14 protein-coding genes and 1 pseudogene are annotated in these 16,654 nt (G+C 73.0%); 8 read left to right on the forward strand and 7 right to left on the reverse strand.

The genetic code is table 11. The annotated features are described in order from the left end of the window. Positions 1 to 17: 17 nt before the first annotated feature. Positions 18 to 689: a hypothetical protein gene (locus DEJ22_RS01560; RefSeq protein WP_111226878.1), complete on the forward strand. Its 672-nt coding sequence runs from the start codon at positions 18 to 20 to the stop codon at positions 687 to 689. 35 nt (positions 690 to 724) lie between these two features. Here the strand turns inward: DEJ22_RS01560 and DEJ22_RS01565 are convergent, their stop codons facing one another. Beyond that, the gene (locus DEJ22_RS01565) at positions 725 to 1,651 is read right to left on the reverse strand and encodes a cation diffusion facilitator family transporter (protein ID WP_111226877.1); all 927 of its coding nucleotides are present in this window, start codon (positions 1,649 to 1,651) and stop codon (positions 725 to 727) included. A 130-nt stretch (positions 1,652 to 1,781) separates the two neighbouring features. Between DEJ22_RS01565 and DEJ22_RS01570 the strand changes: the two are divergent. Continuing rightward, positions 1,782 to 3,044 (forward strand): annotated as a pseudogene (locus DEJ22_RS01570) (DUF1731 domain-containing protein); the annotation flags it as partial. Positions 3,045 to 3,138: 94 nt separating this feature from the next. Here the strand turns inward: DEJ22_RS01570 and DEJ22_RS01575 are convergent. Continuing rightward, a complete protein-coding gene (locus DEJ22_RS01575; RefSeq protein WP_111226968.1) occupies positions 3,139 to 4,125 on the reverse strand; it encodes an EamA family transporter in 987 nt (328 codons plus the stop codon). A gap of 71 nt (positions 4,126 to 4,196) precedes the next feature. On the opposite strand from DEJ22_RS01575, the gene DEJ22_RS01580 reads away from it, so the two are divergent. Beyond that, positions 4,197 to 5,111: a LysR family transcriptional regulator gene (locus tag DEJ22_RS01580; RefSeq protein WP_111226875.1), complete on the forward strand. Its 915-nt coding sequence runs from the start codon at positions 4,197 to 4,199 to the stop codon at positions 5,109 to 5,111. A 139-nt stretch (positions 5,112 to 5,250) separates the two neighbouring features. On the opposite strand, the gene purB is transcribed toward DEJ22_RS01580, so the two are convergent. The 3 genes from purB to DEJ22_RS01595 form a co-directional block, all read right to left on the reverse strand. Next, positions 5,251 to 6,636 (reverse strand): adenylosuccinate lyase, encoded by a 1,386-nt coding sequence (purB, locus tag DEJ22_RS01585; protein ID WP_111226874.1) that lies wholly within the window; start codon positions 6,634 to 6,636, stop codon positions 5,251 to 5,253. Next, on the reverse strand, positions 6,633 to 7,145 hold the full coding sequence (locus DEJ22_RS01590) for a low molecular weight protein-tyrosine-phosphatase (RefSeq protein WP_111226873.1): 513 nt from the start codon (positions 7,143 to 7,145) through the stop codon (positions 6,633 to 6,635). Before DEJ22_RS01590 ends, purB begins: the two co-directional genes overlap by 4 nt. 116 nt (positions 7,146 to 7,261) lie before the next feature. Continuing rightward, positions 7,262 to 7,660 (reverse strand): phage holin family protein, encoded by a 399-nt coding sequence (locus tag DEJ22_RS01595; RefSeq protein ID WP_111226872.1) that lies wholly within the window; start codon positions 7,658 to 7,660, stop codon positions 7,262 to 7,264. A gap of 50 nt (positions 7,661 to 7,710) precedes the next feature. On the opposite strand from DEJ22_RS01595, the gene DEJ22_RS01600 reads away from it, so the two are divergent. From DEJ22_RS01600 to DEJ22_RS01620, 5 genes are all read left to right on the forward strand, one after another. After that, the gene (locus DEJ22_RS01600; RefSeq protein WP_111226967.1) at positions 7,711 to 8,790 is read left to right on the forward strand and encodes a histidinol-phosphate transaminase; all 1,080 of its coding nucleotides are present in this window, start codon (positions 7,711 to 7,713) and stop codon (positions 8,788 to 8,790) included. Positions 8,791 to 8,813: 23 nt separating this feature from the next. After that, a complete protein-coding gene (locus tag DEJ22_RS01605) occupies positions 8,814 to 9,947 on the forward strand; it encodes a thiamine pyrophosphate-dependent enzyme (protein WP_111226871.1) in 1,134 nt (377 codons plus the stop codon). Between the two features lie 89 nt (positions 9,948 to 10,036). Beyond that, positions 10,037 to 10,996, forward strand: coding sequence for an alpha-ketoacid dehydrogenase subunit beta (locus DEJ22_RS01610; RefSeq protein ID WP_111226966.1), 960 nt, complete (start codon positions 10,037 to 10,039; stop codon positions 10,994 to 10,996). A gap of 31 nt (positions 10,997 to 11,027) precedes the next feature. Further along, a complete protein-coding gene (locus DEJ22_RS01615) occupies positions 11,028 to 12,632 on the forward strand; it encodes a dihydrolipoamide acetyltransferase family protein (RefSeq protein ID WP_181430744.1) in 1,605 nt (534 codons plus the stop codon). 119 nt (positions 12,633 to 12,751) lie between these two features. Beyond that, positions 12,752 to 13,324, forward strand: coding sequence for a GNAT family N-acetyltransferase (locus tag DEJ22_RS01620; protein WP_111226869.1), 573 nt, complete (start codon positions 12,752 to 12,754; stop codon positions 13,322 to 13,324). An 11-nt stretch (positions 13,325 to 13,335) separates the two neighbouring features. On the opposite strand, the gene DEJ22_RS01625 is transcribed toward DEJ22_RS01620, so the two are convergent. Both DEJ22_RS01625 and DEJ22_RS01630 read right to left on the reverse strand, forming a co-directional pair. Continuing rightward, a complete protein-coding gene (locus DEJ22_RS01625) occupies positions 13,336 to 14,616 on the reverse strand; it encodes an alpha/beta hydrolase (RefSeq protein ID WP_146241737.1) in 1,281 nt (426 codons plus the stop codon). Next, complete coding sequence (locus tag DEJ22_RS01630) at positions 14,613 to 16,649, reverse strand: bifunctional lysylphosphatidylglycerol flippase/synthetase MprF (RefSeq protein WP_111226867.1); 2,037 nt, start codon at positions 16,647 to 16,649, stop codon at positions 14,613 to 14,615. Before DEJ22_RS01630 ends, DEJ22_RS01625 begins: the two co-directional genes overlap by 4 nt. Positions 16,650 to 16,654: the final 5 nt, after the last annotated feature.

Raw genomic sequence — 16,654 nt, forward strand, 5'->3', positions numbered from 1 at the left:
ACCGGCATACTGGGACGATGCCCCAGCAGCGCCGACGTCCGGTCGTCACCGCCGTCGCCGCCGTGATCGCCGCCGGACTCGTTGCCGGCGGCTTCGCGCTCACGGCCCAGCGCAGCGGTGAGGACCCGGTCATCGGCGGTGGCTCCGTCTCCGTCGCGCCGAGCGCGACCGCCGCCGACGGGCCAGCTGCCGACGGGTCAGCTGCCGACGGGTCAAGCGCCGACGGGACCGCCACCGACGGTTCCGCGCCCGGCCCCACGGTGACGATCACCCGGACGGGCCCGGACCTGCCCGGCTCCGACGTGCTCGATCGTTGCGGCCGTGACAGCCGGTCCGTGATCGCGAGCTACGACACCGCGGCGCTCGGTCGGGTCGTCCTGCAGTGCGGCACCTCGGGGCAGGGCTACGAGCACATCCGCGTCCGGCACACCGCCGACTGGCGCGACGTCGTGTCGGGCCACGGCTCCCGCGACTGGGACGACGCCATGCTCACCGCCGTGCGGACCGTGCTCGAGCACCCCGCCGACGGCTACCCGGAGGACGCCGGGGACGGCAAGGTCTGCTTCGCGGCGCCGGTGCGGTTCGACGACGGGTCCCGGCCGGACGCCGAGCCGTTCGTGCGCGTCATCGTCTCGGCGACCACCGACCGCGTCATCACGGCGTTCCCCACCGACGACGGCGGCTGCTGAGCCACTCGCCCGGCCACGGGCAGCCCGGCGCGCTCCTACGCGTGCACCTCGTGCTCGTGCCGCCGGTGCGAGACCGGTTCGAGCTGGAAGGTCGAGTGCTCGACGGGCACGTCGAAGTGCTCCGCGACGCACTGCTGCAGCGCGTCGAGGATCCGTGGAGCGTGCGCGGTCGAGAAGCAGTGGTCGTCGACGACGACGTGCGCCGTCAGGTTCGGCACCCCGGTGGCGACGAGCGTCGCGTGCAGGTCGTGCACCTCGATCACGTGGTCGAGCTCGAGGATGTGCGCGCGCACGTCGTCGAGGTCGAGCCCGGGCGGCGTGGACTCGAGCAGCACGTTCGCGGTCTCGCGGAGCAGCCGGACGGCCCGCGGCAGGATGAGCAGCCCGATGAGGATCGCGGCGATCGAGTCGGCCCGCTCCCACCCGGTCAGCGCGAGCACGACGGCCGCGGCGATGACCGCGACGGAACCGAGGGTGTCGTTGAGCACCTCGAGCCGTGCCGCCCGCGACGTGAAGCCCTCTCCGGAGGCCCGGGCGAGCACCGCGTACGCGACCAGGTTGCCGACGAGTCCGACGACGCCGAAGACGAGCAGCGGGCCGGCGTGGACCTCTGCGGGCACGAACAGGCGCTGCACCGCCGAGACGACGACGAAGACGCCCACGGCGAGCAGGATCGCCGCCTGCGCCGTGGCGCCGAGCACCTCGGCGCGCTGGTAGCCCCACGTCCGCTGTGCCGTCGGCGTCCGCCGAGCCAGCCGGGTGGCGACCAGCCCGATGCCGAGCCCCCCGGTGTCGACCACCATGTGCCCGGCGTCGACGAGCAGCGCGAGCGACCCCGTGACGACCGCCCCGACCACCTCGGCCAGCAGGATGCCCGCCGAGATGCAGAACGCGACGAGCAGCGCGCGCTCGGAGGCGCCGGCGTGCGAGTGCCCGTGCCCTGCGCCGTGGTCGTGTCCCATGCCTCGATGGTAGGGAACGGCACCGACGACGTGCCAGGATCGGCAGCGTCACCCGGTCGCCGTCCGAGCTGACGACGCCGACGGACGTGCTCGCGCGGCCGTCAGCGCCCGGTCCCGGACGGAGGTCGACGCGCACGGACCGGACGCGGGCGCCCTGCGCCTGGTCTCCACCCGCGTCACGGTCCGCGTGCTGGGACGGGCGTGGAGCCTCCCGGCCGTGGTCGCCCCGCGCGTGACGCTCGTGGAACGATTCGATGACGATGCCGGCGTGCAGCGCGTGTCCCTGCGGCGCTCGGCACCGGTGCTCGGCACGCTGTACCGGTACGAGGGCTCCTTCCGCTACCGGATCGAGCCCGACACCGCGACGGGGGAGACGATGAGCGACGAGACCGTGGACCAGACCACCGGCGCGACCACGGGCGCGCCGCTGGGTCGTGTCGTGCTCGCGGGGGCGAGCGGATTCGTGGGGCGGTACCTGCAGGACGCGTTCCGCGACGAGGGGTACGAGGTCGTCACGGTCGGTCGGACCGGCGACGCGGTGTGGGGGAACACCCTGCGCATCCGCGAACTCGTCGACGGTGCCGCGCTCGTCGTGAACATGGCGGGCAAGAGCGTGAACTGCCGGTACGGCCGCCGGAACCGGGCGGAGATCATGCGCTCGCGCGTGGACACGACGCTCGAACTCGCGGAGGCGATCCGGACCGCGGAACACCCGCCGCCGCTGTGGGTGAACGCCTCGACGGCGACGATCTACCGGCACGCCGACGACCGCCCGCAGGACGAGGCGACGGGCGAGCTCGGCGAGGGCTTCTCCGTCTCGGTCGCGAAGGCATGGGAGCACGCCCTGTTCGCGGCGGACCTGCCGCAGACCCGCCGTGTGGCGCTCCGCATGGCCATCGTGTTCGGCGACGGCAGCGCCCTCGTCCCGCTCCTCCGGCTCGCGCGGGCCGGGCTCGGCGGACCGCAGTACGACGGGCCGTGGTTCCCGACGCGTGCGCGGCTCCGCGCGGGGACGTACCACCACGACCGGCACACCCGCGGGCGGCAGCGGTTCAGCTGGGTGCACATCGCCGACGTCCTCGGGGTGATCCGCTTCGTGCGCGACCACGAGGACATCGACGGTCCGGTGAACGTGTCGAGCCCGACGCCCTCGGACAACCGCACGGTGATGGCGACCATCCGCGACGCCGTCGGGCGGCGCTTCGGCCTGCCGACCTGGCGGTGGATGCTCGAGATCGGCGCGTTCGTGATCCGCACCGAGACCGAGCTCGTGCTGAAGAGCCGCTGGGTCGTGCCGACCCGGCTGGTCGAGGCGGGCTACGAGTTCCGGTACCGCGACCTGCGCGGCGCGCTCGCCGACATCATCGCGGACCGTCGGCAGCACCGGGGCTGATCGGCCCCGTCTCCGGCTCCCGCTCCGGCTCCGGATCCCGCTCCGGCTCGTGGGGTGCGGGCCGAGACGCCGGCGTCCACGCGAGACGGCCCGGTCACACCGAGACGGCCCCGGAACCGGCGGCGTCCCGACGGACCGGCGGCGCCTCGGTGTCCTCGGTGTCCTCGGGCGCGAGCGTCACCGGCGTCACCGGCGCCACCGGGAGTGAGGGCGCGGTCCTGCCCGTCCGCGACGACCACAGGACGGCGGCCACGACCACGGCGCCGGCCACGACCTCGACCAGGTCCGGGACCTCGCCGAACGCCGCCCACGACGCGAGCACCCCGATCACCGGGACGAGCATCGAGAACGGTGCGACCGTGCTCGACGGGTACTTCCCCAGGAGCCGGGACCAGATGCCGTACCCGACCAGGCTCCCCGCGACCACGATGTACAGCAGCCCGAGGTCGGCGGGCAGCGCCGACGCCGTGAACGCCGTGCCGAACGCCTGGCCGACCCGCGCCGGCCCCTCGACGAGCAGCGACAGCGCGAACATCGGGACGGGCGGCACGACCGCCCACCACAGCGTCAGGTGCAGCGGGTTGACCGGACCGGTCCGGCGCGTCGCCACGTTGCCGAGCGCCCAGCCCAGGGCGCCGCACAGCACGAGCACGACCGGCAGCAGCGCCGCTGTCTGCGCGCGGTGCACCGCGATGACGCCGAGGGCGGCGACGGCGACGGAGACCCCGACGACCTGCCGGGCGGTGAGCTTCTCCCGCAGGAGCACCCCGGCCAGGACGACCGTGAACGGCGCCGACGCCTGGATCACCAGCGATGCCAGGCCCGTGGGCATCCCGGCGGCCATGCCGAGGTAGAGGAACGCGAACTGCAGCACGCCGAGCGTCGCGCCGACGAGCAGGATCCAGCCGAAGCGGACCTTCGGTCGCGGGACGAACAGGACCGTCGGGACCGCGAGGAGCGTGAACCGCACCGCCGCCAGCAGGAACGGCGGCCAGTGGTCGAGCGCGATCGCGGTGGCGGGGAAGTTCAGCCCCCACGCCACGGCGACCACGAGGGCGAGGATGCGGTCGCGGAAGAGCACCTCCCGATCGTCCCGCACACGAAGCAGTAGCACCAGCGAACGATCTGACAGCGACGTTGTAGGGTCCCTGCATGGTCGGCTTCGACATCGCCCTGCTCCCGGTCCTCCGCGAGCTCGCGGAACGGGGGAGCGTCACCGCGGTCGCCGCCGCCACCCGCCGGACGCCGAGCGCGGTCTCGCAGCAGCTCCGCACGCTGCAGCGTCAGGCAGGCGTCCCGCTGGTCGAACGGGTGGGGCGCGGCGTCCGCCTCACTCCGCACGGTCGCGCGCTCGCCGACATGGCGACCGGTGTGGCGACCGCGCTGGCGACCGTCGAGTCGGCGTGGGCCGAACACCTCGCGGGGGTCAGCGGCACGGTCGACCTCGCGGTGTTCCCGTCGGCGGCCGAGCTGCTGTTGCCGGGCCTCCTCACCCGTATGCGCGCGCACCCGGGCATCGTGCTCGAGCTCTCCGACGTCGACGTCAGCGAGGGCGAGTTCGCCCCGTTGACCGCCGACCACGACGTCGTCATCGGCCACCGCCCGGACGGCTCGCGGCGCGCGGACCGCGCCGCGGTCGAGAGCGTCCCGCTGCTCCGCGAACCGCTCGACGTCGCGCTGCCGCTCGACCACCCGCTCGCCGGCCTCGACCGCGTCCGCATCGAGGACGTCGTCGACGAGACCTGGATCGGCGTGCCCGAGGACTACCCGATCGACCGCGTGCTCACCGCCATGGCGGCCGCGTCGGACACCCCGCCGTCGGTCGCGTTCCGCACGATCCACCTGCCGGTGATCGAGAACCTGGTCGCCGCCGGGCACGGCATCGCCCTCGTGCCCCGGTACACCTCGGGCACACGCGCGCCCGGTCGCTACCGGCTGGCGACCCTGGCCGACGTGCGGGCCGGCCGCCGGATCGAGGCGCTGACGCGTCCCGACCGGGCCGTCCGCCCCGCGGTCCGCACCGTCCTGGAGGCACTGGTCGCCGAGGCGACGGCCGTCACCACCTGAGGCGGTACGGCGCGCGGCGGGGCCGCACCGTGCCTCCCGTCCGGCCTGCCCGCGCGCGCGATCTCGGAACGCGACGGAGGCGGTTCCCCGCAGCGTCGTACCGCTGCGGGGAACCGCCTCCGTTGCGTCCTGCGGAGCGCTAGACGTCCAGGTGGTCGACCAGCTCGTCCGCCAGGCCCGTGTAGGTGGCCGGCGTCAGGTTCGTCAGGCGCGCCTTGGCGCCCGACGAGATGTCGAGGCCGTTCACGAACGCGACGAGCTCGTCCTGGCCGATGCGCTTGCCGCGCGTGAGCTCCTTGAGCATCGCGTAGGGGTCCTCGATGTCGGACTGGCCGGCGGTGACCTCCGCGCGGATCACGGTCTGGACCGCTTCGCCGAGCACCTCCCAGTTGTGGTCGAGGTCCTCGGCGAGACGGGCCTCGTTCACGGCGATCTCGCCGAGCCCGCGCCGCAGGTTGTCGAGCGCGAGCAGCGAGTGCCCGAACGCGACACCGATGTTCCGCTGCGTGGTCGAGTCCGTCAGGTCGCGCTGCAGGCGGCTCGTGACGAGGGTCTCGGACAGCGTCGAGAACAACGCCGACGAGATCTCGAGGTTCGCCTCGGCGTTCTCGAACCGGATGGGGTTGATCTTGTGCGGCATCGTCGACGACCCCGTGGCGCCCGCCACCGGGATCTGCGTGAAGTACCCCATGGAGATGTAGGTCCACACGTCCGTCGCCAGGTTGTGCAGGATCCGGTTCGCGTGGCGCACGCGGTCGTACAGCTCGGCCTGCCAGTCGTGCGACTCGATCTGCGTCGTGAGGGGGTTCCAGGTCAGGCCGAGGCCCTCCACGAACTCCTTGGACAGCGCGGGCCAGTCGGCCTCGGGGTCGGCGGCGAGGTGTGCCGAGAAGGTGCCGGTCGCACCCGAGAACTTGCCGAGGTACTCACCGTGCTCGATCTGCGCCAGGACCCGCTCGAGGCGGTAGACGACGACCGCGAGCTCCTTGCCGAGCGTGGTCGGCGTCGCGGGCTGGCCGTGCGTGTGCGACAGCATCGGCACGGCGCGGAGCTCCTCGGCCATGGTGCGCAGCGTCGCGAGGACGGCACGGTAGGCGGGCAGCCACACGCGGTCGACCGTGTCGCGGACGGTGAGCGCGTACGACAGGTTGTTGACGTCCTCGCTCGTGCACGCGAAGTGCGTCAGCTCGGCGATCGCGTCGAGCCCGAGCTCGGAGAGCCGCCGACGGACGAAGTACTCGACGGCCTTGACGTCGTGCCGCGTCGTCGCCTCGATCTCGGCGAGCTCGGCGATCTGCTCCTGGCCGAAGGTCTCGACGACCCGGCGGAGCGCGGCCTTGTCGTCGACGCTGAGCGGCGACGTGGTGAACATGGCGCGGTCGGTCAGGAAGATGAGCCACTCGACCTCGACCACGATGCGCGCGCGGTTGAGGCCGGCCTCGGAGAGGTGCTCGCCCACCGTGTGCACGATCGGGTAGTAGCGCCCGTCGAGCGGGCTGATCGGCTGCGGGGGAAGGGGGGTCATGGGGCTCCCTGACGGACTGCCGGTTCGAGTTGGCGGAAGAGCGCCCGGCAGGCCCGCTCGACGGTCGAGAGCACTCGGTCGAACTCGTGCCGGTCCGCGTAGTACGGGTCCGGTACGTCGGTCTGCTGGGGCCAGGCGTCGTCGTACCGCAGCAGGAGCGTCACCTTGGCGGCGTCGTCCATCGTCGGTGCCCACGACCGCAGGACGCGTTCGTGGGAGCGGTCGAGTGCGACCACCAGGTCGAGGTCCGGGAACCGGTCCGGGTCGAACTGACGGGCGCGATGCCTGCTGCCATCGTATCCGCGCGCCGCCAGCGCCGCGATCGTGCGCTCGTCCGCTGGCTCGCCCACGTGCCAGTCGCCGGTGCCGGCGGACTCGACGACGAAGCGGTCGGACATCCCGGCGTCGGCGGCGATCTGTGCGAAGACGATGCCGGCCATGGGGGAGCGGCAGATGTTGCCGCTGCAGACGAACGAGACGCGGAACGGGGCGTCGGCGTCCGGGCTCATGTGCACATCATGGCGCACGGACGTGACGTCCGCGACGGCGGTCCGTCCAGGAGGCACGGCACGGCCACCGTCGTCGGCGCGCGTCGCGCATGCGGTCGGCCCGGTGCCGCCCGCGCTCACGGACGCTGGCGGTTCAGCACCGGGCGCACGAACAGCCCGATCAGCCACGAGAACACGGCGAGCACGAACGCTCCGACGATGCCCCAGCCGAAGGACTCGACCTGCAGCCCGAAGCCGATCGTGTCCGAGATGCCGGCGACGATGAGCAGCAGCACGGCGTTGACGATCAGCGAGATGAGACCGAGCGTCAGGACGTAGAGCGGGAACGCGACGATCCGGATGATCGTGCCGATGACCGCGTTCACGAGCCCGAACACGAACGCCACGAGCAGGAACGTGAGCACGACGGCGGTGGTGTCGCCGTCACCGAACGGGGTGACGGTGACGCCGCTCACGATGAGCGTGGTGAGCCAGAGCGCGACGGCGTTGACGACGAGGCGGACGAGGAATCGCATGTCCTCATGATGCCCGTCGCACCCCGGACGGGTCCCGGTAGCCTGTGCGGGTGACTGACGAGCGCGTGCACATCCGGCCCGAGGTGGCCGTCCTCCCCGCGTACAAGCAGGGTCGTCAGGCCGCACCCGACGCGTTCAAGCTGTCGAGCAACGAGAACCCCTTCCCGCCGCTGCCCGGCGTGGTCGAGGCCGTGCAGGCGCAGACCGCCTACAACCGCTACCCGGACGCCACCGCCCTGGCCGTCCGCGCCGTGCTCGCGGACCGCGCGGGTCTGACGGTGGACGAGGTCCACGTCGCACCGGGCAGCGTCGCGATCCTGCACGAGCTGGCGAAGGCGACGAGCGGTCCCGGTGACGAGATCGTCTACGCGTGGCGCTCGTTCGAGGCCTACCCGGGCGTCGTCACGGTCGCGGGTGCCGCCAGCGTGCAGGTGCCGAACCGTCCCGACGGCGGGCACGACCTCGACGCAATGGCCGACGCGGTCACCGAGCGCACCCGCATGGTGATCGTCTGCACGCCGAACAACCCCACGGGTCCCGTCGTCACGGGCGCCGAGTTCGAGGCGTTCATGGCCCGGGTGCCGTCGACCGTGCTCGTGGTGCTCGACGAGGCCTACGCCGAGTTCGTCACCGAGCCCACCGCGGTCCGGGGCACCCCGCTGCTCGAGCGGTACCCGAACCTCGTCGTCCTCCGCACGTTCTCCAAGGCGTACGGACTCGCGGGCCTGCGCGTCGGCTACGCGTTCGGTCCGGCGTACGTGCTCGACGCCGTCCGTGCCTGCGCGATCCCCCTGTCCGTGACCGCACAGGGTCAGGCCGCGGCGCTCGCGAGCCTCGAGCGCGAGACCGAGCTGCTCGAACGCGTCGCCGAGCTCGCGGCCAGCCGTGACCGCATCGTCACCGCGCTGCGTGGCCAGGGCTGGGACGTCCCGGACGCCCAGGGCAACTTCGTGTGGCTGCCGACGCGGGAGCTGACGGCGCACGCCGCCGAGCGGTTCGAGGCCGCCGGCATCATCGTCCGGGCCTTCGGGAACGAGGGCATCCGGGTGTCGATCGGGGAGCACGAGGCTGTGGAAACGCTCCTCGAAACGGCGGGGTCGCTTGTGGGGGACCTCCAGGCGGCCCGGTAGGCCCTGGCGTTACGCTGACCGACATGTCATTCCACGCCGCGGCCCCCGCGACGGCCACCGTCCGGATCCTCGACCCCGAGGGCCGGTTCGTGGAGACCGACGAGAACGCCGAGTACGCCGCCGTCGCGCGGGCGATCCCGGACGAGACCCTGCTGGCGATGCACCGCCGCATGGTGCTCACGCGTCGGTTCGACCACGCGGGCCACAACCTCCAGCGCACCGGTCAGCTCGGCCTCTGGGTCCCGAGCCACGGGCAGGAGGCAGCGCAGGTCGGTTCCGTCTTCGCCCTCCGTGCACAGGACCACGTCTTCCCGTCGTACCGCGAGCACGCCGTCACGATGCACCGCGGTGTCGAGCCGATGGAGATCATCGCGATGTACCGCGGCCAGACGCACGGCGGCTGGGACCCGGACGAGCGCGGCAACACGCACATCTCGACCCTCGTGATCGGTTCGCAGACGCTGCACGCGACGGGCTACGCGCTCGGTCAGCAGCTCGACGGCGACGTCGGCACCGGCGATCCCGACCGTGACGCCTGCACCATCGTCTACTTCGGCGACGGCGCGACGAGCCAGGGCGACGTGAACGAGGCGTACGTGTTCGCCGCGTCGACGAAGGCTCCCGTCGTCTTCTTCCTGCAGAACAACCACTGGGCGATCTCGGTCCCCGTGGCCACGCAGTCGCCGACCCCGCTCGTCGACCGCCCGCGTGGCTTCGGCATCCCGAGCGTCCGCATCGACGGCAACGACGTGCTGGCGTCGTACACGGCGTCCCTCGTGGCGACCGACCACGCCCGCTCCGGTCAGGGGCCGGCCTTCGTGGAGGCGGAGACCTACCGCATCGGCGCGCACACGAGCTCCGACGACCCGACCCGCTACCGCCTCGACGACGAGCTCGCCTCGTGGGTCGAGCGCGACCCGATCTCCCGCTCGGCCGCGTACCTGCGCAGCCGTGGCGTCTCCGACGAGCAGCTCGCGCGCTTCGACGAGGAGGGCGAGGACATCGCCGCCGACGTCCGTCGCCGCACGGTCGCCCTGACCCCGCCGTCGGTCGACGTCATGTTCGACAACGTGTACCGCGAGCCGCACCCGGTCACCACCGCGCAGAAGGCCTGGCTCGAGCAGTACGAGGCCGGGTACGAAGGGGGCTCCCACTGATGAGCACGACCGAGCAGCTCTTCGACTACACGCTCCGCGCCCACCCCGGTGCGGGCGAGGTCCCCAGCGAGCCCGTGCAGACCCTGCCGATGGCCAAGGCGCTCAACGCCGGTCTCGCCGCCGCCATGGCCGCGGACGACAAGGTCCTGCTGATGGGCGAGGACATCGGCCGCCTCGGCGGTGTCTTCCGCATCACCGAGGGGCTGCAGGAGCGCTTCGGCGCCGAGCGCGTCCGCGACACCCCCCTCGCGGAGTCCGGCATCATCGGCACCGCGATCGGCCTCGCCCTGCGTGGCTACCGTCCGGTCGTCGAGATCCAGTTCGACGGCTTCGTCTGGCCGGGCTTCGACCAGATCACCTCGCAGCTCGCGAAGATGCAGAACCGTCTGCCGGCGCACATGTCGCTGCCGGTCGTCATCCGCATCCCCTACGGCGGTCACATCGGCGCCGTGGAGCACCACCAGGAGTCCCCGGAGGCGTACTTCGCGCACACCCCGGGCCTGCGCGTGGTCAGCCCGAGCACCCCGAACGACGCGTACTGGATGATCCAGGAGGCGATCGCGTCGAAGGACCCGGTCGTGTTCCTCGAGCCGAAGTCGCGCTACTGGCCGAAGGGCGAGGTCGACTTCGTCGGCGGCCACGTGCCGATGCACACCACGCGCGTCGCCCGCACCGGCACCGAGGTCACCCTCGTCGGTCACGGTGCGATGGTCGCCACCCTCATGCAGGCGGCGGACATCGCCGAGGCCGAGGGCACCAGCTGCGAGGTCATCGACCTCCGCTCGATCTCCCCGATCGACTGGGAGCCACTCCTGGCCTCGGTGCGGAAGACCGGCCGCGTCGTCATCGCACAGGAGGCGTCCGGCTTCGTCAGCGTCGGCAGCGAGATCGCCGCGACCGTCGCCGAGCAGTGCTTCTACACGATGCAGGCACCGCCCATCAGGGTCTCCGGGTTCGACGTCCCGTTCCCGGTGTCGAAGCTCGAACACCTCCACCTGCCGGATGCGGACCGTGTCCTCGAGGCCGTCGACCGCGCCCTCGCATACTGACCGAGCCGACCGAACGTTCGAAGGAGCCGCAGTGCCCGCCGCCGAATTCCCCCTGCCCGACGTGGGCGAAGGCCTGACCGAGGCCGAGATCGTGCAGTGGCGCGTCGCGATCGGGGACGAGGTCACCGTCGACCAGGTCCTGGTCGAGATCGAGACCGCGAAGTCGCTCGTCGAGTTGCCGTCGCCGTTCGCCGGCACCGTCACGGGGCTGCTCGTCTCCGAGGGCGACACCGTCGAGGTCGGCAAGCCGATCATCCGGGTCGACTCCGACGTGCAGGTCGCGTCGACGTCCGCCCAGCCGGGAGGCCCGTCCGCCGTCGCCGACAGCGCCCCGGCCTCGCCCGACGCCGCCGTCACCCCGCCTGCCGCGGCCGCCGCCCCGGCTCCCGTCGCGCAGACCCCTCCGGCACCTGTGCAGCAGACCCCGACGCAGCAGACCCCGCCGGCCCCGGCAGCCGCCGCGGCTCCCGCAGCAGCAGCGCCCGCGGCACAGCCGCGGCACGCGGCACCGGCGCAGCCGGTCGCCGACCACGCGACGGTCGTCGGCTCCGACGAGTCGTCCGGCGCCGTCCTGGTCGGGTACGGTTCGGCAACGACATCGCCGTCCCGCCGGAAGCCGGGCGCCCGCCGGGCCGCAGCGCTCGCGGCCGAGGCGAGCCGTGCCTCCAGTGCGGACGCCGTCGCCGCCGCCGAGGCCGCAGCCGACCCGGGCGAGGACAGCATCTCGCAGGCCGTCGCAGCGCAGGGCACCCGCCCGCGCAAGGTCGTCTCGACGGGCACGGTCCTGGCGAAGCCGCCGATCCGCAAGCTCGCGAAGGACCTCGACGTTGACCTGACCGAGGTCGTGCCGACGGGCCTCGCGGGCGAGGTCACCCGCGACGACGTGATCCGGCACGCGAAGCAGGCCAGCGTCTTCCGCAACATCGAGACGCCCGAGTGGGGCGACGTCCGCCGCGAGACCATCCCGGTCAAGGGCGTGCGGAAGGCCATCGCGAAGGCGATGACCACCTCGAAGTTCACGGCGCCGCACGTGTCCCTGTTCGTCGACGTCGACGCGACCCGCACGATGGAGTTCGTCAAGCGCCTGAAGTCGTCGCCGACGTTCGCCGGCGTCAAGGTCTCGCCGCTGCTCGTCTTCGCGAAGGCCGTCATCTGGGCCGTCCGTCGGAACCGGTCGGTGAACTCGACCTGGACCGACCAGGAGATCATCGTCCACCACTTCGTGAACCTCGGCATCGCCGCGGCGACCCCGCGCGGGCTCATCGTGCCGAACATCAAGGACGCCCAGGACATGTCGCTGTTCGAGCTCGCCAAGGCGCTCGAGGACCTGACCCTGACGGCCCGTGACGGCAAGACCACGCCGCAGCAGATGGCCGACGGCACCGTGACGATCACGAACATCGGTGTGTTCGGTATGGACACCGGGACCCCGATCCTCAACCCGGGCGAGGTCGCGATCGTCGCGATGGGCACCATCAAGCCGAAGCCGTGGGTCGTCGACGGCGAGGTCCGCTCGCGCATGGTGACCACGATCGGCGCGTCCTTCGACCACCGGGTTGTCGACGGCGACGTCGCGTCGCGCTTCGTGCACGACATCGCCTCGGTGCTCGAGGAGCCGGCGCTCCTGCTCGACTGACCCGCTGGCGTCCGTCCTGGTCCGGCCCCGGGCTGCGGGAAGCCGCAGTCCGGGGCCGGATCACGCGGACGTCGCGTGGTGTTCACCCACTTGTCGGGGGTCCGGGTGATGATCGGACCATGGCCCACCAGCTCCTGACCCCACAGCAGGAGATCCGGACGGATCGCCTGGTGCTGACACCGCTCACTCCCGCCGACATCGACGACGTGCACGCGGTGTTCTCGGACGCGCGGACGTGGGGGCACCTGCCCTCCGGTCGCCACACGGACCGCGCGACGACGGTCGACCTGGTGCAGCGGAAGATCGGCGGCCGCGCCCGGTACGGTCTCGGGTCGTGGACGCTCCGCACGACCGACGGCTCGTTCGTCGGCGTCGGCGGTGTCGACATGACCGCAGTGGGGGTCTGGAACCTCGGGTACCGGCTCGATCCGGCGGCATGGGGTCAGGGGTACGCGAGCGAGCTCGCCGCCGTGGCCGTGGCCGAGGCCCGTCGCACGGACCCCTGCGCTCCGGTCACCGGTCGGGTGGTGACGAACAACCCGGCTTCGGCTGCGGTGCTGCGGAAGGCCGGGCTCTCACTCGTCTGGCAGGGGCCGGCATCCGTCGCTGCGCCGCAGGGCGTGCTCGGGCAGGTCTGGACGGACCGGGAGCTCACGGACGACCAGTTCGCCTGGCTCGTCCGCAACGCCTGAGCCGGCGGCCGTCAGCGATCAGCCGCGGACAGCGCGTCCGCGAGCGGCCCGACGTACGACCGGAACGACCACTGCACCGTGTTCCAGTCGTGACCGCTCCCCGGTGCGGACCCGACCTCGACCCGGGCCCCGGCCTTCCGCGCGGCCGCACCGAGCTTCCGTGCGTTCTCGCTGAACTCCCGGTCGGCCGACCCAGCCGTCAGCCACAGCGCGTGTCCGCCGAGCCCGTTCGCCCGCATCTGCGCGATCGGCGCCGCGGCCCGCCACCGTGCGGTCGAGCCACCGAACGCCTGGTCGGCGCTGTGCTGTGGCCCCTGGTCGATCGGCTGCAGCTCGCTCGACACCGCCAGTGCCGCCCCGAACTCGTCGGGGTGACCGGTCACGAACTGCATCGCGCAGGTCGCCCCCTGCGAGAAGCCGGTCAGGCCCCACGCCCGGTGGTCGGTCGTGACGGGCAGGTGCGTGGTGAGCCAGTCCGGGACGTCGCGCGTGACGTAGGTGGCGACGTTGCCGAGTGCCGAGTCGACGCACATGGGGTTGCGCCCGGGGGCCGAGAGCTGGTCCACCGAGACGACGATCGGCGCCCGCCCCTCGTGTGCGGCGGCGTAGGCGTCCAACGGCTCCGCCAGGCGTCCGGCGGTGAACAGGTCGCCGGGAGCGCCAGGCTGCCCGGAGAACGCGATGACGACGGGCAGCGGCCGCGGGTCCCGCACCAGGGCGGCGGGCGGGAGCCAGACCACGGCCGGCCGGGCGTCGAAGTGCGAGCGGCGTCCGGGGATCTCGACCGTGCGGACGACCCCCGCGGACGGCATCGTGGCCGACGGGACGGCGTCGAGGTCGAGCGCGGGGAACGGGTCCGACTGCACGACCGTGCCGAGGGTCGGGTACTTGCCGAACTCGACGTTGACGCCGAGCGCGGGCACCACCAGGGTCGCGGGGACGAGCAGGACGGCGACCGTCCGCCGCCAGCGCCCGCCCTGCACCAGCCCCGTGACGGCGAGGGCGAGACCGGCCGCGGCGAACGCGGTCCACATCTGCGTGACGGGGCTCAGGGCGACACCGAACAGGTCGACGACGTGCGTCAGGAACCAGCACACGGCCAGGAGGACGAGCGCGGCAGCGCCGGCGATGGCGGCGCGCGTGACGACCCGTCGCCAGGCGGTGGGGGAGCGCCACTGCCGGACCGCCGGCAGCAGGACGACGAGCGCGAGCACGACGAACGCCGTGTCGGCGGGGACGAGCTTCGACGGTGCCTGCAGCTGGGTCGCCAGCAACCACTCCGTCGGACTCACGCGCGCGCACCGGCGTCGGCCCGGGCCGCCGCCGAGGTGTGCGCCTGCCGCAGGGCCCACAGGTGCCGCGGACGCAGGCCCGGCACGTAGGCCCCGGCCAGGGCCCGCCCCACGCGGGGCGCCAGCAGGGCGCTCGGCACGAGGAGCCAGAGGGGCTCGTGACGGGCGCCGAACTTCTCCTTGAACCGCTGCAGCGACCGGAAGCCGTACGCCGGCTCGAGGACCCGCGCGAGCAGGCGCGATCCCCGGGCGACCAGGGGCCCGGCGTCGTCGTGCACGGCGAGCGGGGTGCCCGACAGGCTGATCGTGGTGAGCCCGGCCTCGCGGGCGCGCAGGGCGGTCCGGGCGATGAGGAACTCCATCACTCCGGGCATGCCGTCGTCCGCGCGTCGCATCACGTCGAGCGTGTACCCGACGAGTGCCCCGTGCTCGTACACGGGCAGCCAGCTCGTGACGGCGTCGACGTGCCCGTCGGCGGTGACCGCGAGCATCAACCGCACGGACGGGTCGTCCAGCTCGCGCAGGCCGCCGAGCGTGAAGCCCATCTCCGGCAGTCGACGGTCGGCGGCCCAGCGTGCGCACACGGTCTCGACCTGCGCGCGCTGGGCGGGGTCGAGGGCGTCGAAGGTCGTCCACTCGTCACGGACCCCCTCACGGTCGGCCCGGTTCGAGGCCGTCCGGAGGTCCTGGCGCTTCTTCCCGCGCAGGTCGAAGGTCGTCACGTCGAGCACCGACTCGACGCCGACGGGCAGCGCCGTCCAGCCCTGCGCCACGAGGATCTCGCGCACCGGCTCGTGGACGCTCGTGAACGCCGGTACCCAGCCGTTGCGCTCGCAGAACGTCGTGAAGGCGGCGAGGACGGCGGCCCGGTCCGCGGCGGCACAGGCCGGGTCGGAGACGGTCAGGGCCACGTCAGCGCACACGCGGTACGCCACGGCGCCACGGCCCTCCGGGTCGGTCCAGGTCGCGTTGCCCTGCCACGTGCCCATGTGGCCGAGCGAGCCGGCGTCACCACGGCGGAGCATGCCGCGGTAGTCCTCGCTGCACGACGGCGCCGCCCGGAACCGGCCGCGCACCAGGCGGTCGCGCAGGAGGACGACCGCGAGCAGCACGGCCGCGGGCACGAGCCACGCGCCGAGCAGGGTGACCTGCCACTCGACGGCGTCCACGCCGAGGCCGTGCCACTGCACCGCCCCGTCGGACAGCGGCTCGATGAGGAAGACGTCGGACAGCACGGCCGTGAGGGTCACGAGGACCCCGGCCGCGAGCAGGACCCCGGCGCGACGGCCCCGGTGCACGAGCCAGGCCGAACCGAGCAGGAGCACGCCGACGACGAACGTCGCGCGGTCGCTCATCGCGTCGGCGAACGGGGACAGCACCCCGTCCGGCTCCGGGACGACGAGCGTGACGAGGGTGCCGGCGCCGAGCGCCGCGAGCACGCCGACGACGAGGGTGCGCGGGTTGCGTGTCGGGGTCGGCGTCGCCTCCGTCGTCGTGGCCGCCGGACGGGAGGCACGGTGCACGACGAACGCGCCGGCGGCGGTCCCGAACAGGGTCGCCAGGGCGCGGGCGAGGTCGGAGCCGTGGCCCGCGAAGAGCACGAGCGTGAGCACGACCGTCCAGAGCACGGCACGGACCCGGTGTCGTCGCTGGGCGGGCATCGCGGCGGACGCGGCTCCCAGCAGCGCCGTCGCGACGATCGACGGCGCGAAGAGCGGTTCGCCGGCGGCCGCCTCGGCATGGGCCTCTCCGGCCGCCTGGCCGACCGTCACCGTGAGCAGGGTGACGAGCACGGCGAGCACCGGTGCGCCGATGCCGACGACCAGCGTGCGGAGCGACCCGAGGGCCCGCTCGGCGAGCACGACCGCGAGCACCACGGCGCCCGTGGCGAGCAGGGCGACCGGTGGGTGGTGCGGGAAGTCCGGTTCGGCGTGGGCGATGCGGGCGGTGATCACGAGCACGACGGCGGCGACGGCGGTGGCCACGGAGACCGGTGCGCGACGGAGGTGTGCGAGGAGGGATGCGGGTGCCACGGTGT

This window comes from Curtobacterium sp. MCSS17_007 (assembly GCF_003234175.2).
Lineage (GTDB): Bacteria > Actinomycetota > Actinomycetes > Actinomycetales > Microbacteriaceae > Curtobacterium.